Raw genomic sequence first — 21,484 nt, 5'->3', positions numbered from 1 at the left:
AGAATATGAGTATGGGTTATTTAGGTGAAATCCGCATGTTTGCCGGCCAGTATGCGCCGCAAGAGTGGAATTTATGCAATGGCAGCTTAGTATCAGTCAATGATAATCAGGCACTTTTTAGCTTATTGGGAACGATTTATGGTGGTGATGGCCAGAATACTTTTGGCATACCAGACTTACGAGGCCGGATCCCGGTGGCGGATGGCACAGGTACTGGGCTGACAAACAGAGTGTTAGGCCAGAAGTTTGGCACTGAAACTGTGACTTTAGCTGAAAATAATCTGCCTCCTCACAGCCATCAGATGAATGCCTCAACTATTTTGTCTGATTTATCAGCACCGGTAGTGGGGCAATCCATGATAGGTAAAGATAAACATTATGTGCCTGCAAACGCTGCAGGTATTCAAACCTCTGTGCTTGTGGCAGATACGATCAGTAGTACAGGGGGAAACCAGCCCCACCTCAATGTAATGCCGGTGTTATGTATCAATTTTATTATTTGCATGCAGGGTATGTACCCACAACGTAATAACTAAGGAGCGGCTATGGATTCCTTTATCGGGCAAATTGACTTATTGCCTTATACCTTTACACCAATAGATTACGCCTTTTGTAATGGTGCTCTGGTTCCTCTTTCACAGTATCAGGCGCTCGCTGCAGTAATAGGCACTGCTTTTGGTGGTAGTGCGCAGAATAACACCTTAGGGTTACCGAATTTACAAGGCAGAACCCCTGTGGGTTTTGGCTCCGGGCCTGGTTTAACCTCTTATAACTGGGCCGCTACTGCAGGTGTGGAAACTGTCACTTTAACTGAAGCTCAGTTACCGGTGCATAACCATAATGTAGCTGTAGGTATTGCAGTTAATTTGGAAACTGATGACGCCACCAATGCAATACTGACCAGAGGTCTTTCTACTCAGGGAACTGGCACAGTTTTACCTTATACATCAACTCCAGGCCCAGGTCAGCCGCAACCTCTGAATGCCAACAGTCTTACTGCGACCGGCCAGAATCAGGCGCATAACAACAGACAACCTTTTTTGGTACTGAACTTTTGTATCTGTTTAAATGGCATTTTTCCGGTTCGGAATTAAGAATATGCTAAAAAGCAGAAACAAGAACTGACAACAGGGCTGACTTGTTTTTGAATTGTTTGTGTTACCTGCTGTAGAGTACAGCAGGTACACATTATTCAAAACAAATAGAATCATTATGAATGTAAAGTTACTGCTTATACTGCTGATCACAAATTTACTGTATGGCTGCTCGCAACAGCGGGTGCAGCAACTGCATTTTGTCAGTCAGGGTCAGCCAGTCAAGTTCAGGGCTGCAGGAGAAGACTTATTGGTTGATCACGCCGGTCAGCTTTTTCGGTATAACCAGAAACTGTTGGTGGTGACAGCCATGCGGGCAGAGGACCTTCAGGCGCAATACAATCAAATTACTGCTGTACAGCAACTGGCCGAGCTGCAGCAAGGCCTGCGTATATATTGGCTGACCCTAAAGCCTGACAGTTTTTTTAGCTTATTTCCACTTCTGCAGAACAACCCCGAACTGTTGAATGTCGAGCCTGATATTGCGTTACAGCGTGCGCGGCCTGATCCAGTTTCCAGACAATCCAAAAATGCAGCCCCCTGGGATATTCCCTCCAAAGCTTTTTCTCTGCCTGAACCGCTGTTTTGTGCTACACCTGATAAGACAGTGCGTGTCGCTATTATTGATGATGGTTTTAATTTTCAGCAACCCGGTTTCACTGGTGCTCATATTGCGCTGGAGTATGACGCGGACGGCCATCGATTGGGGCAGGCTCCGGAAAAAAGCTGGGACTACCATGGAACCAAAGTGGCCAGTGTGATTGCAGCACAAAAAAATGCGTCGGGTGAACAAGGGCTGGCACCAGACAGTGAGCTCATTGCCATTAGTCAAAAGTCCAGTTGGGCATCTTCATTGGTATTGGCTTTTAGTGTGGCTAAAATGATGAAAGCAGATGTGATTAACTGCAGTTGGGGTTTAAGTTATATGCCTGAAACCCTGGCTTTACTTATCGCCGATATCAGCCAGCAACCCCAGCAACCCCAGATAGTCCTGGCTGGAGGCAATAAACCTGAGGATGCCTGCACTTATAATGTGATGAGCCAATTGCCCCAAGTGTTAACAATTGGCGCAAGAGTTCCAGAGGGGAAGGTTGCAAATTTTTCAGTTAGGGGGCTATGCGTAGCTGTTTTTGCTCCGTATTATGTAAAAATGATACATAGGGCGGATGCTGGATATTTTTCAGGTACCTCTTCATCTGCTGCTATAGTCAGTGGAGTGCTGGCGCGAGCCAAAGCTTGTGGTGTCCCAATGACAGTGGCAGGGTTGGCTAAACTATGGCCGCAATAATTGAATGCAGTATCACGAAATAGCAGCGAGCGGAGTAATGGATGACCTTAGACGAGCAGCAGACACAGCCTGAACTTAAGCAAAAAGAGCTGGATTTCAGCAGCACTTATAGTAGCAACCTGCCTGCAATTTTGTCGTTGCTGAATATTTCTTTGGCCGTCACCAGTTATCAGTCGCAACGTCTGATCCTGGTTCAGGCCAAAGGCGATTCACTGGAAACCAAACTCAAAGCTTTTCCGCGGCCTATGGGGTTGTATGCTGATGCTAAGCGCCTGACTATAGGTACACTAAATCAGGTCATTGATTTTCAGCGTGCCGCTGCCAGCCTGCAGAAAGTAAAACAAGGTGGGCTGGATGAACTTACTGAATTACCAGCCAAACTGCAGGATTCAGACTGGCAAGACAATGCTGCAATAATAGCAGAGCGGCAGCAGCAACTGGATGAACTAAAAGCGGCTGATACATTGCTGCTGGAACGCGCAGCCTTAACCACTGGTATGATTAATATTCATGACATAGCCTGGGGTAAACAAGGTTTATGGGTGGTGAACTCCACATTTTCCTGTTTATCCAGATTAAGCCCTAACCACAGCTTTATTGCCTGCTGGAAACCTCCTTTCATTAAAGATCTGGTACCGGAAGACCGCTGTCATTTAAATGGCATGGCCATGTTGGATGGTGAACCCCGTTATGTCACTACGTTTAATCAAGCAGACAGACGTGACTCCTGGCGTTTAAAGGGGCAACAGGCGGTAGGCACTCTGATTGATATTAAACAAAATCGTATTCTGAAAGATGATTTGCTTTTACCGCATTCACCACGTTGCCACAACGGCTGGGTTTATTACTGTGCCTCTGGCCATGGCGAAGTGCAGCGCTATCATCCGGAAACAGAGGTAACAGAGCTGGTTTGCCTATTGCCGGGTTTTACCAGGGGACTGGCTTTTATTGGTGACTTGCTGCTGGTCGCCACCAGCAAAATCCGGCACAGCGAATTGCACGACACTGATGCAACACCTGCTTTGCCGCTGCAGGAAAGACTAGGCGCTGAAAAGAGCATCTGTGGTGTCTGGCTGCTTGATAGCCAGAGTGCAGAAATCATTGCCAGCTTGCAGTTTGAGGGCGATGTCGCTCAGCTTTATGATATTGCCGTGATCCACGGCGCGCCGAATTTAGAACTGTTGCAGCACACTGATGTGCTAGCCAGCCATTTATTTGAATTTAGTCAGGAGTAACGCTATGGAACACCGTCAATGGAAAAAAACACTGCTGGGTGCCATGGTGCCTGCTTTATTTAGCGGTGGTGCTGCGGCCACTGTGCTGACGCTACGCAGTGCCACAGCTGTTAGCAGCAGGCAAGAGCAGCCGCAGGCGGACGCTGCCACGGCAGCGGCAAACCCTTTTGATGCCTTTGTTGGTGCTGCTGTATCTCAGCCTGTAGTCACAGCCAGTATGGAAAAAGAGCAGACTATTGATTTTTTGCGCCAGCATGGTTTTTTAACTAACCAGTCCCGAAGACCTTCTGTCATTAAAGGTATACATAACTCAACAGCCACTGATCGTTTAGTGGATAAAGTGATGAATTCAGCTATTTGGTGTCAATATACGGACGTCCGGGGTTGCCGCAGTGTAAATACCGTTTTTTCATGTACTATTGTTCCGGGCGCCCAAGTAGTTCCGAGTTGTGGCGACACCACTCCGCCTACTGCGACCATAGTAGTAGCTGATACAGCGCTGCGGATTGGTGAAACCTCGCTGGTGACGATCACTTTTAGTGAAGCCGTTGTGGGTTTTACTAACGCTGATCTGACCATTGCCAATGGTACTTTAACTGCTGTCAGCAGTAGCGATGGTGGCATTACCTGGACAGCGACACTCACACCAAGCGCCAGCACAACAGATGCCACCAACCTGATTACGTTAAATAACACAGGTGTGGCCGATGCAGCAGGTAATGCTGGAGTTGGCACCACCAACTCCAATAACTACGCCATAGATACAGTGCGCCCAACAGCTTCTATAGTGCTGGCTGATACAGCTCTGCGGATAGGTGAAACCTCGCTGGTCACTATCACTTTTAATGAAGCTGTGACAGGTTTTACCAATGCAGATTTGACCATAGCGAACGGTACTTTAACTGCTGTCAGCAGCATTGATGGTGGCATTACCTGGACGGCAACTTTCACGCCAACAGCCAGTATTACTGATGCCACCAATCTGATTGTTTTGGATAACACAGGTGTGGCCGATGCGGCAGGTAATGCGGGTACAGGCACTACGAATTCCAATAACTATGCCATAGATACGGCGCGTCCCACAGCTACGATAGTAGTAGCGGACAGCGCTTTAGGTATAGGCGAAACTTCGCTGGTGACTTTCACCTTTAGTGAAGCCGTTACTGGTTTTACTAATGCAGATTTGACCATAGCCAACGGTACTTTAACCGCAGTCAGCAGTGCTGACGGTGGCATCACCTGGACGGCCACTTTCACACCAACAGCCAGTATTACTGTTGCGACCAATGTGATTACGCTGGATAACACAGGTGTGGCCGATGCCGCAGGGAATGCGGGTACTGGTACCACCAACTCCAATAATTACGCTATAGATTCTGTACGCCCAACTGCTTCTATAGTAGTAGCGGATAATTCATTGACGGTTGGTGAAACTTCGCTGGTGACTTTCACCTTTAGTGAAGCTGTCACTGGTTTTAATAACGCAGATTTAACCATAGCCAACGGCACTTTGACCGCAGTCAGCAGCAGCGATGGTGGCATTACCTGGACTGCGACTTTAACACCTACAGCCAGTGTGACGGATGCGACCAACCTGATTACTTTAAATAATACGGGTGTGGCAGATACAGCAGGTAATGCAGGCACGGGCACAACGAACTCTAATAACTATGCGATAGATACAGTACGCCCAACAGCTTCTATAGTGCTGGCTGATACAGCTCTGCGGATAGGTGAAACTTCGCTGGTTACTTTTACTTTTAATGAAGCTGTGACAGGTTTCACCAATGCAGATTTGACGATAGCCAACGGCACTTTAACTGCTGTCAGCAGTGCTGATGGTGGCATCACCTGGACGGCAACTTTCACACCAACAGCCAGTACTACTGCTGCGACCAATGTGATTACGCTGAACAATACAGGTGTAGCAGATGCAGCAGGTAATGCAGGTACAGGCACTACGAATTCCAATAACTATGCCATAGATACGGCGCGTCCAACAGCTACGATAGTAGTAGCGGACAGCGCTTTAGGTATAGGCGAAACTTCGCTGGTGACTTTCACCTTTAGTGAAGCCGTTACTGGTTTTACTAATGCAGATTTGACCATAGCCAACGGTACTTTAACCGCAGTCAGCAGTGCTGACGGTGGCATCACCTGGACGGCCACTTTCACACCAACAGCCAGTATTACTGTTGCGACCAATGTGATTACGCTGGATAACACAGGGGTTGCCGATGCCGCAGGGAATGCAGGAACTGGTACCACCAACTCCAATAACTATGCGATAGATTCTGTACGCCCAACTGCTTCTATAGTAGTAGCGGATAATTCATTGACGGTTGGTGAAACTTCGCTGGTGACTATCACCTTTAGTGAAGCTGTGACTGGTTTTAATAACGACGATTTAACCATAGCCAACGGCACTTTAACCGCAGTCAGCAGCGCTGATGGCGGCATTACCTGGACCGCCACTTTAACACCTACAGCCAGTGTGACGGATGCGACCAACCTGATTACTTTAAATAATACGGGAGTGGCAGATACAGCAGGTAATGCAGGTACTGGTACAACGAACTCTAATAACTATGCGATAGATACAGTACGCCCAACAGCTTCTATAGTGCTGGCTGATACAGCTCTGCGGATAGGTGAAACTTCGCTGGTTACTTTTACTTTTAATGAAGCTGTGACAGGTTTCACCAATGCAGATTTGACGATAGCCAACGGTACTTTAAGTGCTGTCAGCAGCGGTGATGGTGGCATCACCTGGACGGCAACTTTCACACCAGCAGCCAGTACTACTGCTGCGACCAATGTGATTACGCTGAACAATACAGGTGTAGCGGATGCAGCAGGTAATGCGGGTACAGGCACCACAAATTCCAATAATTATGCGATAGATACGGCGCGTCCAACAGCCAGCATAGTAGTGACTGACACCGCATTGGCAATAGGTGAAACCTCTCTGGTGACTTTCACCTTTAGTGAAGCAGTGGCAGGTTTTACGAATGCAGATTTGACCATAGCCAACGGTACTTTAACTGCAGTCAGCAGCGGCGATGGTGGTATTACCTGGACGGCCACTTTCACACCAACAGCCAGTATTACTGCTGCAACCAATGTGATTACGCTGGATAACACAGGTGTGGCCGATGCCGCAGGTAACGCAGGGACTGGCACCACCAACTCCAACAACTACGCCATAGATGGTGTGCGTCCAACTGCTTCTATAGTAGTGGCGGATAACGCATTAAGTGCAGGCGAAACTTCGCTGGTGACTTTCACCTTTAGTGAAGCTGTCACTGGTTTTAATAACGCAGATTTAACCATAGCCAACGGCACTTTGACCGCAGTCAGCAGTAGCGATGGTGGCGTTACCTGGACTGCCACTTTCACACCCACAGCTGGTGTGACCAATGCAACCAACGTCATTACCCTGAACAATACAGGTGTAGCAGATACAGCAGGTAATGCAGGTGCGGGCACAACGAACTCTAATAACTATGCGATAGATACAGTACGCCCAACAGCTTCTATAGTGCTGGCTGATACTGCACTGAGGATAGGTGAAACCTCTTTGGTGACCTTCACCTTTAGTGAAGCTGTTTCTGGTTTTACCAATGCAGATTTGACGATAGCCAACGGCACTTTAACTGCAGTCAGTAGCATAGATGGTGGCATCACCTGGACAGCAACTTTCACACCATCGGCCAGTACTACTGCTGCGACCAATGTGATTACGCTGAACAATACAGGTGTAGCGGATGCGGCAGGTAATACGGGTACAGGTACAACCAACTCCAACAATTACGCTATAGATACAGAAGCTCCCAATGCGCCTTCGGTGCCGGATCTGGCCGCTGGGTCTGATAGTGGCAGCAGCAGTACAGATAATATTACCAATGTAACTACTCCAACCTTTACCGGAACGGCAGAGCCAAACAGCACTGTCGAAGTGTTTGCTGGTGCAACCTCTTTGGGCACTGTGGTAGCCAATGGTGGTGGCGCCTGGAGCCTGACAGTGGCTGGTGGTTCAGCCCTGACTGACGGCACTTACAGTATTACAGCAACAGCTACTGATACTGCAGGAAACCAGGCCTTAGCGCCGTCCGCAGCCTTGTCTGTCACTATAGATACCACAGCGCCAGTCAAGCCTGCAGCGCCAGATTTAGCTGCGGCTTCGGATACTGGCAGCAGTAACAGCGATAATCTGACCAACGCCACCAGCCTGGTGTTTAACGGCACTGCAGAAGATGGCAGTACTGTCAGCCTGAACTCCAGTGTGAACAATGCACTGGGTACAGCAACGGCTGCAGGGGGGAGCTGGAGTCTGACTACTGCAGCTGTGACCAGCGAAGGGCTTCATAACATTACCCTGACCGCCACAGATCTGGCAGGTAATGTCAGTGTTGCTTCTGATCCATTGGCGATCACTCTGGACAAAACACCACCAGCCATTGGCGGCGTGGCTTTTGATCAGGGGTCTGTCACCAGCGTAAATCAGGCGGCACTGAGCTTTACTTTGGCGGGTGCTGAGGTGGGTGCAACAGCAAACTACAGCATCAGCAGCAGTAATGGTGGCACAGCAGTGACTAATACCTTTGCGGTAGTCTCTGCCGGACAACAAGTGACAGGGCTCAATGTCAGTGGATTAAATGATGGTCTTTTAACGGCCAGTCTGACGCTGACGGATGCTGCGGGGAACAGCAACAATCCGGCTGTTACCGCGACAGTGAATAAAGATGCCAACGTACCCACCATTAGCTCAGTGGCTATTGCCAATGGCAACTACAAAGCCGGAGACACTGTGAGCTTTAGCCTGACCTTTAATGAGGCTTTGGTGTTATCAGGGGCTAATTCTGACTATAGCCTGGCTGTTGATATAGGGGGCGTGACCCGTCAGGCCTTGTTAACCAGTAATGCAGCTGGGGTTTTAACCTTCAGCTATACAGTACAGGCGGGTGAAAATACTGCAGCTTCCGGTGTGGCAATAGCCAGCAATGCATTGTCCTTACTCAATGGCGCCACGATAAAAGATGCAGGCAATAACGATGCAACTTTAAGCTTCGGTGGCATTAATAACAGCGCAGCTAAAGTGGATACGACTGCTCCGACTTTGACTGTAGTGACAGATCCGGCTCAGGCCGTGTTTGTGAATGCTGCTAATTACCAGATTAAAGGTACTCATGCTGAAATTGGCCTGACCATTAACTTGTATACAGATACAGGCAATGACGGCACAGCAGACGGTGGAGTTTTGGTCAGTGCTGTGGTCGATGCCGATGGTAACTGGAGTTTGGTACAACCTTTAGTGGCAGACTCTGCACACAACTATGTAGTCATAGCTGAAGATGCGGCTGGTAATGTCTCGGCTGCTGTGGATGTTCCTACTATTACTGAAGATTCCATTGCTCCTGTTGCTCCGGCTGTTACCAGTCCTGCTGCGGCTCTGGCTGTGAATACCCTCAGTCAACTGATCAGCGGTACTCATACTGAAGATGGTGTCAGAGTAGAATTGTTTGCAGACGCCGATAATGATGGGGTGGCAGATAACAGCACAGTGCTTGCCAGCGCAGAGGTGGGTGTTGTCACTGCCGGCAGTTGGTCATTGACGGCACCTCTTACACAAAACACAGCAAATAACTTTGTTGTTATTGCCAAAGACAAAGCGGCCAATGTATCTGCTGCTGTGGATGTGGTGACTGTGACTCAGGATTCTGTTGCTCCTGTCGTGACAGTGACAGCACTGGCTACTGCAGACTCAACTCCTGCTTTGGCTGGTACTGTGGACGATACCACAGCCACTTTAAGTCTGGTGGTGAATGGTCAAACCTATACACCAACCAATAACGGTACCGGAGGCTGGAACTTAGCAGATAATCAGATTGCAGCCCTGCCTCATGGTGTTTATGACGTAGTGGTGACTGCCACAGATACCCAAGGCAATGTGGGAACTGACGCTTCCACTAATGAATTAACCATCGATTTATTGCCTCCTTCAGGCTATAGCGTGGTGATCCAGCAAAACCGTATTGACGCTGCAAATCAGGCCGCTATGAGTTTTGTATTTGCTGGTGCCGAAGTAGGCTCTACATACACTTACGTGGTGAGTGACGGTACTAATTCAGTCACCAACACCGGTGTGGTCACAGCGGCCAATCAGCAGATTGGATCTATTAACGTAACTGGTCTGGCTGAAGGAACATTACAGCTTAGTGTTATTCTGACGGATACAGTGGGTAATGCTGGCGCTGCTGCCACAGCAACTGTAGTGAAACTTTACAACGCGACTCCGGTGATTTCCGGCAGCCCTGCAACTTCAGTCAATGAAGACAGCTTGTACAGCTTTACCCCTGTGGCTACAGATACAGATGCAGGTACCACCTTCACCTTCAGCATCAGCAATAAACCAGTGTGGGCAAGCTTTAATACCGCCACTGGTGCGCTGACCGGAACACCAACCAATGAGCATGTAGGTATAACTTCGGGCATAGTGATCAGTGTCAGCGATGGCTTAGCCACTGCCTCCTTACCGGCTTTTGCTATTACAGTGGTGAATGTCAATGATGCTCCGGTTGTCACTTCAACACCAGTCACCTCAGCCACTCAAGGTTCGCCTTACAGCTACAGCTTTACAGCGACAGATGTAGACGTGGGGGATACTTTAACCCGCTCTGTGGTGAACAAACCTGTATGGCTGAATTTTAATACGGACACTGGTGTATTGTCAGGTACTCCGGGCAATGCAGATGTGGGTGTACATACCGTGACATTAAGAGTAACGGATGCTGCAGCTTTATTTGCAGATCAAAGCTTTAACGTCACTGTGGCTAATATCAATGATGCACCAACTATCAGTGGAGCTCCTGCGGTTACAATAGCTCAGGGCGCAGCCTACAGCTTTGTGCCAACAGCTGCTGATGTAGACCCAGGCACCACCCTGACCTTTAGCATCGCGAATAAACCAACATGGGCCAGCTTTAATACGGCGACAGGAGCCTTGACTGGTACTCCGGGCAATGCCGATGTGGGTGCAACTGCTGGTATTGTGATTTCAGTCTCAGACGGTGAATTGAGTGCAGCACTGCCAGCCTTTACGTTGACAGTGACCAACGTCAATGATGCACCAACTATCACTGGAACGCCTGCAGTTTCAATAGCTCAGGGGGCGACTTATAGTTTTGTGCCAACAGCTGCTGATGTAGACCCAGGCACCACCCTGACCTTTAGCATCGCGAATAAACCAACATGGGCCAGCTTTAATACGGCGACAGGAGCCTTAACTGGTACTCCGGGCAATGCCGATGTGGGTGCAACTGCTGGCATTGTGATCTCAGTCTCAGATGGTGAACTCAGTGCAGCACTGCCAGCCTTTACGCTGACAGTGACTAATGTAAACGATGCACCGACAATAAGCGGAACACCTGCGATTACAGTGGCTCAGGGTGCAGCGTACAGCTTCGTACCAACGGCTGCGGATGTGGACCCTGATACAACCTTAACCTTTAGCATTGCCAACAAACCGGCATGGGCAGCCTTTAATACAGCGACGGGAGCCTTAACTGGTACTCCTGCCAATGCTGATGTAGGAGTTACGGCTGGTATTGTGATTTCTGTATCCGATGGTGAATTGAGTGCAGCACTGCCAGCCTTTACGCTGACAGTGACTAATGTAAACGATGCACCTGTTGTGGCTGACAGATCCGCGACTACCGAAGAAGATACACCTCTGAGCCTGACCTTAACAGCGCAGGATCCTGATCAGGACCCACTGACCTTTGAGATTGTGACTCAGCCTGAGCATGGTACTGCAACGCTGCAAGGTACTGTATTGGTGTACACACCGGAACAAGACTTTAATGGCACAGACAGTATTGCTTTTGTCGCCAAAGATGCAGATTTAACTTCAGCCGTGGCTACTATTACTCTGACAGTAACCGCAGTGAATGATGATCCTGTGGTGCAGGACGATAGTTATAATCTGCAGCGTACAGACAACAATCAATATCTGTTGAATGTACTGGCCAATGATACAGATGTAGATGGCGATACATTGACTATTGATGGTGCCTCAACCACTGTGGGGACTGTAACCTTTAACGAAAACGGTTTAACCCTGACAGCTCCGGATCGTTATGTTGGGCCTGTCACTCTGCGTTACACCGTGACAGACGGCAATGGTGGACGCGATAACGCAGATGTGAACCTGATAATTGAAGGTGGTGTAGCTTCAGACTTGCCGGTCATTACAGTGCCTGCTGATATTGAAGTGAATGCGACAGCTTTGTTTACCCGGGTGCCTATTGGCACAGCTACAGCTGTGGATCGTAATGGTCGTCGTCTGCGGGTGTCCTTAATCAACGGCAGTCTGTTCTTCGCACCTGGTGAGCATATAGTCTACTGGCAAGCCACTGATGCTGCAGGCAATACAGCCACCAAAGCACAAAAAATCAGTGTCAATCCGCTGATCTCGTTAAGCAAAGATCAACTGGTGACAGAGGGCAGTGACGTGGTGGTTGAGGTGATACTCAATGGTCCATCTCCTGTGTATCCTGTGTTAGTGCCTTATACCGTCAGCGGCAGTGCAAACGGCAACGATCATACCTTGGTATCAGGTGTGGCTGAAATCAGCTCAGGTTTGAGTACCAATATTCGCTTTACTGTGCTGGAAGATGGTCAGAGCGAAGGCACGGAAGATATTGTGATTAGCCTGGATGCCAGCGTAAACAGAGGCAGTCAGCGCACTAGTCGTATTGTGGTGACAGAAGCCAATATCGCCCCTGTTGTGTCTTTAACTGTGCAGCAGAATAGCGAAAGTCGGCTGACTGTTGGGGAAAATGACGGTCTGGTGACAGTGACAGCTACGGTAACCGACGCCAACCAGCAAGATCAGGTAAGCGGCGAATGGAACTTTGGTCGTCTGGACAATGTGACTACAGATCAAACCCAGCTGAGTTTTGATCCGGCTGAGCAAGGGCCAGGTTTGTATCAGGTCAGCTACACAGCAACAGATAATGGCACACCTAATTTATCTGCCACCAACAGAGTCTTTATCGTGGTCAGGCCCAGTCTGCCAGTTTTAGGCTCGCAAGACTCAGACGGTGATTTAATCCCAGATGATCAGGAAGGTTTTGCTGACTCAGACGGTGATGGTATTCCGGATTATCTGGATGCGATCAACGAATGTAACGTGATGCCAACCGAGTTGTTGGGTCAGACTGAGTTTGTGGCCGAAGGTGACCCTGGTGTGTGTTTACGTTTAGGCACTATAGCTGCTGAAACTGATGCTGGTGGTTTGCAGATAGCACAAGATGCTATCGAAGAAGATGAGGTAGCTGTAAATATTGGCGGTATCTTTGACTTTATCGCTTATGGTTTACCTGAACAGGGACAAAGCTACAGTCTGGTTATACCACAACGTTTACCAGTGCCAGCCAATGCAGTTTACCGCAAATTCAACGATGCGACAGGCTGGGTAGACTTTGTCAGTAATGAGCGTAACTCAGTTGCCAGTACACAAGGCGAACGAGGTTTCTGTCCACCACCTGGTGATGCAGTCTGGACCCAAGGTTTAACCGAAGGTCATTGGTGTGTGCAGGTCACAGTCGAAGATGGTGGTCCAAATGATGCAGACGGTATTGCCAACAGCGCCATTGTGGACCCTGGTGGTGTCGCAGTGGAACTTAATGGGAATAACCTGCCCGTTGCTGTAGCTGACCAGGCTTCGACCCGACTGGATACAGCGGTGGAGGTGAATGTTCTGGCCAATGATACAGATCCCGACGGAGATACTTTAACTGTGAATCAGGCAGTTGGCAGCTTTGGTACCGTGACTATTCTGGATGACCAGCAACTCAACTACATGCCAAATCCTGACTTTATAGGTACAGATATAGTGATCTACAGCATCACGGACGGTAAAGGGGGCACAGCCAGCAGTGAACTGGTGGTCAGCGTGGTAGGGAACGTAGCCCCTGTGGCGGTGAATGACACAGCCTCTACCGACGATAAAACTGTGTTGCTGATTGCGGTATTGGCCAATGATAGCGACGAAGATGGCAATACATTGATGGTCAGCAGCGCCAGTGCTGAACAAGGGTCAGTCAGTATCGAAGCAGATCAGCGCCTGCGTTATACACCAAAAGCCGGATTTGATGGGGTAGATACCATCAGCTACACAATAACGGATGGTTTTGGTGGTCAAGCGTCGGCTCAGGTTAGTGTGACTGTGCGTGCTTATCAGGATGTGGTCGTAGATAACAAATCAAGCGGAGGTAGTATGGCGTGGTGGATGGTGATGGTATTGGCAGGAGCTGTGGTGTTACGTCGCCGTTCAGTGCTGGGTTTGGCAGCAGTGGCGTTATTGTCGTTCAGTCCTTTTAGTCAGAGTGCGGATTGGTATCTGCAAGGCTCGATTGGGCATAGTAAAGCCGATCAAAAACAAAGCCGTTTAGTGGAGGAATTACCCAATGGAACCATTACTGGTTTTGATGACAGTGATGGCTCTTTTGGTGTCAATCTGGGGTATCAGCTGCATCCGGTTTTTGCACTGGAGCTGGGGTATCTGGATTTAGGCGAAGCCAGTAGTCAAATCTCAGCCGAAAGTCTGACACCACAGCAGTACCACGAACTGGTGAAGGCTGTAACTCCGGTTCTGGTGGATGGTTTTACTGTGGGTGGCCGTTTTACCTTATGGCAAAACGAGCAGTGGGCTGTGGAGGTACCACTTGGACTGATGTTCTGGAAGTCCGATATTGAAAGCCGGATGGATGATTCAGTCATCCGCTCAGACAGTGATGGTGTCGACCTGGTGCTTGGGGTTCAGCTGAATTATCAACTGACAGAAAAATGGACGCTGGGTGTGGGCTTTCAGCAATTCAGCCTGAAACCAAACGACGTCAATAGCTGGTTGGTCAGTCTGAGAACTCGTTTCTAGCACCGGATTATTGACGAACAAAGGCGGCTCTGGCCGCCTTTGTTATGTTTTGTCACAAAAAAGTCTGCCAGCCCCCCGCCAGCTTTGTTATGTTAGGCTGAAGTTAAAACGAGTTGGAGTAAAAATTAATGTCAGGACAAGGATCAGGCGGCAATGTATTGGCCGCGTTATGTAGTTTGTTTATCCCTGGTTTAGGCCAACTGCTACAAGGCCGTTTATTGGCCGCCATACTGTTTTTCGTCATCACAGTAGTGGGTTATGCTTTGTGGTGGTTAATTATTCCTTTAATTATCGGCGGTATTGCCCATTTATTCGCCATACTGGATGCGGCGCGTTTCAGATCTTAGTGAGGCGACAGCATTAACTGACGTAATGCGGCTTCCAGTTGAGGTACTAAAGCCGCATGGCGTTCATGCACATAATGGAAAACTTCTGTTTTGGCTAAATCAGGCGCAAGAGCGTAAATGCCGTGGTTTTCCAACTGCTTCAGCTGCCATTCGGTTTCATCCCCCAAGGCAACCACCACATCAGTTCGGCCGGATAACAGCCGTTGTAACGCCTGACTAATCGAGTTTACTTCAGTGTATTCCTGCTCCTGCATATTCACTCTGGCCAGATAAATGCCCCGCAATACATCAACACGAAAGGCTGATAAATCCCGCCAGTGATTAATTTTGAGTGCTGGATCGCGGCTAAAAGCTGTAATACGGATATGGCCTATAGGCACTTCAACCCTGAGCATATTTGGCAAGATTTCAGCCGCTTGCGCAGTACGACTTAATTCAGCATCCAGTAGTTGGCCTTTATTGCTTTCGTGGGCGCTGCGTTCCAGCGGCATCACTATCAGTGTCATCTGATAACCCAACTGCTGATAGGCTTTATCCATCAATACAATGCTGGGGTGATCGGCAGGTAAATTATTTGAAGCGCCCACAGCAATTTCATGCTCGCTGGCTAGCGCAGCACAGAGGCCGAACCAATAGAAACAGAAGGCAAAAAGACGCATTGCAGCCAGAGTCCTTGAAGCTGATTTGTATTGACTATAGCAAAACAGATAAAGTGCAGCTTTTAGTTTTATCAGAGCAGCCGCGCCCGGCACTAAAGATAAAATAGCGAGGGAGAACAGATGATTTTACCTGTGATTATGGCAGGAGGTTCCGGCAGCAGACTATGGCCTATGTCCCGTGAACTGATGCCAAAACAGTTTCTAAAACTGGATGGTGATTTCACTATGCTGCAGGCTACGCTGAATCGTTTGCAAGGCCTGAATACACAAAGGGCGCTGGTGATTTGCCATGAAGAACACAGGTTTGTGGCCGCTGAGCAGTTAAGGCAAATCAATCAGCTTTATCACAATATTGTGCTGGAACCTGCTGGCCGTAATACAGCTCCTGCTATTGCGCTGGCCGCATTTACCGCTATTAAAAAAGGTCAGGACCCCTTGTTGCTGGTACTGGCCGCAGATCATCTGATAGGCGATACCCAAAGTTTTCAGCAGGCTGTTGCTGCAGCAACAGAGTTTGCTGAAGCGGATCAGTTAGTCACTTTTGGTATTGTGCCTGTAGCCGCCGAAACAGGTTATGGCTATATCAAAAGAGGGCAAACCACAAAGTTGAACCAGGCCACTGCTTATCAGGTGGCGCAATTTGTCGAAAAACCACAGCTGGACGCTGCACTGGCTTATATCAATAGCGGTGACTATTACTGGAACAGTGGCATGTTTTTATTTAAAGCCAGTGTTTATCTGAAAGAGCTGAACGCATACAGACCTGATATTCATGCTGCCTGTGAGCAGGCCATGGCTGACGTAAATCCGGATCTGGATTTTATCCGTGTGGATCCACAGGCATTTTTAGCCTGTCCGTCTGAGTCTGTGGATTATGCCGTCATGGAAAAAACCAATGCTGCTGTGGTGGTGCCTTTGGAAACACAGTGGAGCGATGTCGGCAGTTGGTCATCTTTATGGCATAGCTCGGAAAAAAACAGCGAGGGCAATGTACATAAAGGCGAGGTTCTGAGTCTGGACAGCCAGAATAATTACGTGATGGCTGAAACCGGCCTGGTGGCTACTTTGGGGGTGCAGGATATGGTGGTGGTGCAAACCAGAGATGCAGTGCTGGTTGCGGCCAAAGACCGGGCACAGGACGTAAAAGCCATAGTGCAGCGGTTAAGCGAATTGGGTCGCACTGAACATCAGACTCACCGCGAACTCTATCGTCCCTGGGGCAAAAGTGATTCGCTGGCTCAGGGCGCCCGGCATCAGGTGAAACATATTACGGTGAATCCAGGCCAAAAGCTGTCGGTGCAAATGCATCATCACAGAGCTGAACACTGGATAGTAGTGGCAGGTACAGCTTTGGTCACTATAGATGGTGTGGAAACTTACCTGCTGGAAAACCAATCGGTTTATGTGCCTTTAGGGGCAGTGCATTCGCTGGAAAATCCGGGGAAAATACCGCTGGAACTGATAGAAGTGCAGTCTGGTACTTACTTAGGCGAGGACGACATAGTGCGGTTTTCAGATTGGTATGGCAGGGCGGGTCAGAACTTTGAGGCTGAGCCAAAGCTCTGACACTATCAAAAATCAGGCGCAAAGCCGGAGTTAAGCCCCGTTTTAGCAGATCATTACCCCATTTCAGAGATTTTTCCTGAATAACTTCTGGGCGGCAGCGTCGGGTATGGCCGTCAGTTCAACAATGAGCGCATTGAATATGTTTACTCTTTGTTAAAAATAAATTTGCAAATGAGAATCGTTACCATTAAATTGTTCGGAATTGATCCCCAGTAACTTATAAACCATGGATGCCAGCCGAATTTTAATCATTGAAGATGACCTGACTCTCAGTGCTCAGGTTGCGGAGTTATTACAGGGTAAAGGTTTTAAAACCCAGCAGTGCCAGGATGGGGAGCAGGGTTTAGTGGCTGCACTACAGCAGAATTTTGATTTGATTTTACTGGGGGTATTGCAGCCCGACATGAACGGCTTTTCGATTCTGGAACAGCTGCGCAAAGTGAAACAAACTCCGGTAATGATGGTCACTGCACAAGGTGCTGAACAGGAACGTATACAAGGCTACAGCAGTGGTGCAGACGATTGTTTGTCTAAACCCTTTAACTTTACCGAGTTGCTGGTGCGGATTGAGGCTTTACTGCGCCGCTCTTTTGGGTACAGTAAGCCCTCTGTACCCGGTAATAGTCTGAAGGTAGATCAAATTCAGCTTAATCGCAGCACGCAACAGGCTGAATTTGCCGGTACCAGGCTGAGCTTCACGCCAGTGCAATTCAAACTGCTCTGGGTTTTACTGCAGAATAAACAGCAAGTACTGAGCAAGCCATTGCTATATCAGACGGTACTGGGCCGTCCTTTTAGCCGCTGTGATCGCAGTCTGGATATGCATATGAGCCGGGTGCGAAAAAAGCTGGAGGAAGCAGGTATGCAGCCAGACAGACTGGTAACAGTGCATGGCAAAGGGTATTGCTTTGCATAAATCCAGCATTCACGCGCAGCAAGCGAGAAGGCGCACTACCGGATCGCAAATCAGGATAAGTTGACTTCTGCATTAAGCAACTGCTGTTTGCTGCGACCTATACCAGCTACGCACAATCAGATCTGACAGTATCAATACGCCCAGCATTGCCAGCAGATTTTGTACCAGGTTCATTTGCTGCAAACCAAACAGCATAAGACCCCAGCCAATCAACAACCATTGCACCAGGTACATTGCCGTGACGCGCTCGCCCCAAAAGCGTATCACGGACAACCCAGGATTATGGGGCGGGAGACGCTTTACCAGCGCATGACAGGTCCATAAAAACACCATGATCAGGCCAGTAAAGAACACAATCAAACCAGGCCCACTACGCAGATTATCCACCACATGGTAATCCGGGTTCGTTGTTATCAGTAGTGCTGCCACCCCCATCAATACCCACCCAAGGTACATACAAGATTGTAATCCATTATTAATGTCTCCTCTCTGGCGCAGCCAGTGCCCCATAGCCATACCCAGCAAAGGGTAAGCCAGCCAGGGAAACAGCGGAAACATAGCCCCCTGATTTTCATTGCCGACAAAGAGTTTCAGTGCCTGATCCAGCAGCCAGTTTCCGCTGCTGGTATCCCAGATCATTGGGGAGACGAGGGCAACAGCCAGCGCTGCTATCAGCCAATAACCCGGCAGCGGCACATAATGCCGCAGCAATGTACAGATGAATAAGGCCAGACCGGCAAACTGAAAGACGTCAACGATGAGCAATTCTGACAATGGGGTATGAGGTGCAACATCGGCATAAGATACCAGCCCAATTTCTATTGATAACCACATAGGTATGGTACTGCGGGTCAGATTAAGCAGATAGCCCAGGGCGAATAAGCCCGCTGCCCGCACCAAATCCTGGCGCAAACCTGAGCTATCCGAATAGGTGATAAACAGACCCATGATAAATACAAACATGGATGCTGCAGGCCAGCCTACGGCAAATTTCAATGTGGCACCAAAGGTGCCAAAACGCACTTCGGGCAAAGCGTAAAAATCCAGCACATGGATCATAATCATCAGCAACACCGCCACCCCTTTGGCGACGTCAAAAGTGGCAATACGCCCGGTGCCTGTTAAGTTGCAATCAGGCTGCTGCTGGCTGGTAGCAGACATACACTTTCCTTTTCATGTTGTTAACCCTGACACTCGACTACCAGGTCTTATTAGGCTGTGGCTTATACCAGGCCATCGCGCTGGTTGGCGTTCTCTGCTGCAGTGAGTTCTGCAGGGGCTGCTGCTGTATAGGGTGGCGTAATATGATTCGCTTTTGCCGGCTCAGGCGCTTGCCTGAAGTGAATAGCTATCCACAGCAACAGAGCCGCCACCAGCGCGAAACTGACGCTGACCGCCAGCACTTCTGCAAAGCCGTTATGGGCTAACTGCATTATTTCCGCCCCGAACATCAGCAGATCGCAGGCCAGAGTGATCAGCAACAGTACGCCACCAACCAGCATGCCTTGCATCACAAAGTGTTTTGCCCTTGTGGTAACGCAGGCTAGCAGCATGGTGAATAACAGGGTGGCCGCAAAGCTGACTTCAATCAGTGGGGTTCGGCTTAACCAGCCCGGAGCCAGGGTGCGCTCCAGCAAAAAACCGACACAGGTAGCCAGCACAATGCCGACACAACCACCCAGGGTGGTTGCCTGCAACAATCCGCTCACCCTTTTAGATACCGCCCTGTTTTTACTGTACTTGTTCAGCCACAACATGTTGCCCGCCACTATCATGGCGCAGACGCCAAGACCCAATAAAAAGTACAGAATACGCAGATCGACGCCGGCAAAATGACCAAAATGCAGGGCATATAAAAAGCGGGTTCCATCGGCAAAGGCGTTGCGTTCAGCAGGGTTAATGTCAGCCGGAAACTCGCTGTCCCGCACTCTATAGATCATGTCGATGCGTTGCACAAAGTTGTCGTTGTGTTGCCCAATCAGTCGTATCAACGCATTTTGGTCGCCATAATGGTCAATTCGTAGTGAGTGTGCATGCGCATTTTGTTGTTTTTCCCATTGGGCGATCAACTGATCCAGATCGGGCATCTGCTGCGCTACGCCTGAGGGTTGCTCTACGACACGAGCGAATCCGGCATCGGCAAACATACGCTGCCTGTCCCCTTCATAAACCAAAGTCAGCGTGACCAGCTGTGAGATCAAACCCAGGTTGAACATCAGCCCCGTCAGGGCAAAGATAAAGCTGTAGGGCAGGCTGATCACGCCAATGACATTGTGAATATCAGTAAGCCGATAGCGCTGGGTTTTGTCGCTGCGATAGAGGAAAAAGTTGCTGAACAACTTTTTTAGTTGTACCACCACACCGGTGAAAATGATCACCATAAACAACAGGCTGATAAAACCAACAAGATAGTCACCTGCTGGCAGGTATAAATCAATGTGCAATTTATACAGAAAATCGGCGAAATGGAACTGCTCTGCATCAGTTACCACCTCTCCACTGACAGGGTGTACCAGTAGCTCCAGCATGTCCGTTTTGACACCTTGCTCATCAGGTAATTGCGGCAGGTAAAACTGATACCAGGGCTGGTTTTCATCCGGCAACACCAGGAACATCGTTTCGCTGGTATCCACAGGATATCGCGCCAGAGTGCGCTGCAAAACCTGATTAACAGGCATGACCACCTGTGTCGCATCGACCGGAAACTGTGGTAGCTCGGCCCATTTTTTCAGTTCGGGATAGAACAGGGTTAAGGAGCCTGCCCAGAACACGATAAACAAAGGTACTGATATGAAAATCCCCAGCCAGCCATGGCCGTCCAGTGCCGAGCGTATGGTTTGAGCTTTCATTGACTTACTCCCAGTATCAGTAACACATTTGACGCCACTGACAACAGCAATACAGGTACACAAGGGCGCAGGGCCTGCCGTAGCGATGCGCGGCAATAAAACCAGGTCATTACAGCGGCCCAGACAATAAAGCCAAGCACAAAACCAAGTAGCAGCAACACATCAATAGAAAGGGGTAACAATAAGGTCAGATTCAGCATCAGGCTGGCGTTGATCATCAGCCCCACCAGCAACGCCACGCCAGACTTAAGCCACATTAGCACCTCCCAACCATGCCAACAGTGTCATCAGCAAGGCGCCAGCCCCCAGTACAGTAGCGGCTTTTGAACAATGCCCAGCCATAAACGCCAGGAAGCACCAGCAAAACATCAGTACCACCAACAGGGTAAAGCTGGCACTTAACCAATGGTAAAGCTGGGAAAGTAAAATCACTGAGCATCCTGTGCCCAGCAGAAAAGCAGCGACAGCAAAGCTCCGGGATAAGGGACGGCTCAATAATTGCTGTTTGTCAGAGCTGCAATAAAACGCAGCACTGCCAAACCAGATTAATTGCAGTGCCAGAAATTTGATCAACATGAATAAGTTCCTTTT

13 protein-coding genes are annotated in these 21,484 nt (G+C 49.0%); 8 read left to right on the top strand and 5 right to left on the bottom strand.

Annotated features, from left to right (window positions below; genetic code table 11):
- Positions 1-5 precede the first annotated feature (5 nt).
- The 6 genes from RHEIN_RS20085 to RHEIN_RS20060 all read left to right on the top strand — a co-directional run bounded on the left by RHEIN_RS20085 (position 6) and on the right by RHEIN_RS20060 (position 14,903).
- Positions 6-536, top strand: coding sequence for a phage tail protein (locus RHEIN_RS20085; RefSeq protein WP_008900826.1), 531 nt, complete (start codon positions 6-8; stop codon positions 534-536).
- Between the two features lie 9 nt (positions 537-545).
- Positions 546-1,094 carry a phage tail protein gene (locus tag RHEIN_RS20080; protein ID WP_008900825.1) on the top strand — a complete coding sequence of 183 codons (549 nt, stop codon included), beginning with the start codon at positions 546-548 and terminating at the stop codon, positions 1,092-1,094.
- A gap of 118 nt (positions 1,095-1,212) precedes the next feature.
- Entirely contained in the window at positions 1,213-2,382 is a 1,170-nt protein-coding gene (locus RHEIN_RS20075) for a S8/S53 family peptidase (RefSeq protein ID WP_008900824.1), read from the top strand.
- Positions 2,383-2,423: 41 nt separating this feature from the next.
- Complete coding sequence (locus RHEIN_RS20070; protein WP_008900823.1) at positions 2,424-3,617, top strand: TIGR03032 family protein; 1,194 nt, start codon at positions 2,424-2,426, stop codon at positions 3,615-3,617.
- 4 nt (positions 3,618-3,621) lie between these two features.
- On the top strand, positions 3,622-14,556 hold the full coding sequence (locus RHEIN_RS20065; protein WP_008900822.1) for an Ig-like domain-containing protein: 10,935 nt from the start codon (positions 3,622-3,624) through the stop codon (positions 14,554-14,556).
- Positions 14,557-14,684: 128 nt separating this feature from the next.
- Entirely contained in the window at positions 14,685-14,903 is a 219-nt protein-coding gene (locus RHEIN_RS20060; RefSeq protein WP_008900821.1) for a hypothetical protein, read from the top strand.
- On the opposite strand, the gene RHEIN_RS20055 is transcribed toward RHEIN_RS20060, so the two are convergent.
- The gene (locus RHEIN_RS20055; protein ID WP_008900820.1) at positions 14,900-15,562 is read right to left on the bottom strand and encodes a transporter substrate-binding domain-containing protein; all 663 of its coding nucleotides are present in this window, start codon (positions 15,560-15,562) and stop codon (positions 14,900-14,902) included. The genes RHEIN_RS20060 and RHEIN_RS20055 overlap by 4 nt on opposite strands.
- Positions 15,563-15,682: 120 nt before the next feature.
- On the opposite strand from RHEIN_RS20055, the gene RHEIN_RS20050 reads away from it, so the two are divergent.
- Complete coding sequence (locus RHEIN_RS20050) at positions 15,683-17,128, top strand: mannose-1-phosphate guanylyltransferase/mannose-6-phosphate isomerase (RefSeq protein WP_008900819.1); 1,446 nt, start codon at positions 15,683-15,685, stop codon at positions 17,126-17,128.
- Positions 17,129-17,354: 226 nt separating this feature from the next.
- Positions 17,355-18,044, top strand: coding sequence for a response regulator transcription factor (locus tag RHEIN_RS20045; protein WP_008900818.1), 690 nt, complete (start codon positions 17,355-17,357; stop codon positions 18,042-18,044).
- Between the two features lie 72 nt (positions 18,045-18,116).
- On the opposite strand, the gene RHEIN_RS20040 is transcribed toward RHEIN_RS20045, so the two are convergent.
- From RHEIN_RS20040 to RHEIN_RS20025, 4 genes are all read right to left on the bottom strand, one after another.
- Positions 18,117-19,205 (bottom strand): heparan-alpha-glucosaminide N-acetyltransferase domain-containing protein, encoded by a 1,089-nt coding sequence (locus tag RHEIN_RS20040; RefSeq protein ID WP_008900817.1) that lies wholly within the window; start codon positions 19,203-19,205, stop codon positions 18,117-18,119.
- 62 nt (positions 19,206-19,267) lie between these two features.
- Positions 19,268-20,893 carry a PepSY-associated TM helix domain-containing protein gene (locus RHEIN_RS20035; protein WP_008900816.1) on the bottom strand — a complete coding sequence of 542 codons (1,626 nt, stop codon included), beginning with the start codon at positions 20,891-20,893 and terminating at the stop codon, positions 19,268-19,270.
- Positions 20,890-21,150 carry a hypothetical protein gene (locus RHEIN_RS20030; protein ID WP_008900815.1) on the bottom strand — a complete coding sequence of 87 codons (261 nt, stop codon included), beginning with the start codon at positions 21,148-21,150 and terminating at the stop codon, positions 20,890-20,892. Before RHEIN_RS20030 ends, RHEIN_RS20035 begins: the two co-directional genes overlap by 4 nt.
- Positions 21,140-21,469, bottom strand: coding sequence for a DUF2955 domain-containing protein (locus RHEIN_RS20025; protein ID WP_008900814.1), 330 nt, complete (start codon positions 21,467-21,469; stop codon positions 21,140-21,142). The genes RHEIN_RS20030 and RHEIN_RS20025 overlap by 11 nt, the downstream gene beginning before the upstream one ends.
- Positions 21,470-21,484: the final 15 nt, after the last annotated feature.

Origin of the sequence: Rheinheimera sp. A13L (assembly GCF_000217935.1) — a bacterium.
In the GTDB taxonomy this organism is placed as follows: Bacteria; Pseudomonadota; Gammaproteobacteria; order Enterobacterales; family Alteromonadaceae; genus Pararheinheimera.
This window is presented reverse-complemented; position numbering and strand designations above follow the sequence as displayed.

Excerpts from the sequence above, each read along its gene's own strand:
- RHEIN_RS20080 (WP_008900825.1), top strand. The coding sequence starts at position 546 with ATGGATTCCTTTATCGGGCAAATTGACTTATTGCCTTATACCTTTACA.
- RHEIN_RS20070 (WP_008900823.1), top strand. The coding sequence starts at position 2,424 with ATGACCTTAGACGAGCAGCAGACACAGCCTGAACTTAAGCAAAAAGAG.
- RHEIN_RS20035 (WP_008900816.1), bottom strand. The coding sequence starts at position 20,893 with ATGAAAGCTCAAACCATACGCTCGGCACTGGACGGCCATGGCTGGCTG.
- RHEIN_RS20075 (WP_008900824.1), top strand. The coding sequence starts at position 1,213 with ATGAATGTAAAGTTACTGCTTATACTGCTGATCACAAATTTACTGTAT.
- RHEIN_RS20050 (WP_008900819.1), top strand. The coding sequence starts at position 15,683 with ATGATTTTACCTGTGATTATGGCAGGAGGTTCCGGCAGCAGACTATGG.
- RHEIN_RS20065 (WP_008900822.1), top strand. The coding sequence starts at position 3,622 with ATGGAACACCGTCAATGGAAAAAAACACTGCTGGGTGCCATGGTGCCT.
- RHEIN_RS20040 (WP_008900817.1), bottom strand. The coding sequence starts at position 19,205 with ATGTCTGCTACCAGCCAGCAGCAGCCTGATTGCAACTTAACAGGCACC.
- RHEIN_RS20025 (WP_008900814.1), bottom strand. The coding sequence starts at position 21,469 with ATGTTGATCAAATTTCTGGCACTGCAATTAATCTGGTTTGGCAGTGCT.
- RHEIN_RS20030 (WP_008900815.1), bottom strand. The coding sequence starts at position 21,150 with ATGTGGCTTAAGTCTGGCGTGGCGTTGCTGGTGGGGCTGATGATCAAC.
- RHEIN_RS20060 (WP_008900821.1), top strand. The coding sequence starts at position 14,685 with ATGTCAGGACAAGGATCAGGCGGCAATGTATTGGCCGCGTTATGTAGT.
- RHEIN_RS20085 (WP_008900826.1), top strand. The coding sequence starts at position 6 with ATGAGTATGGGTTATTTAGGTGAAATCCGCATGTTTGCCGGCCAGTAT.
- RHEIN_RS20045 (WP_008900818.1), top strand. The coding sequence starts at position 17,355 with ATGGATGCCAGCCGAATTTTAATCATTGAAGATGACCTGACTCTCAGT.
- RHEIN_RS20055 (WP_008900820.1), bottom strand. The coding sequence starts at position 15,562 with ATGCGTCTTTTTGCCTTCTGTTTCTATTGGTTCGGCCTCTGTGCTGCG.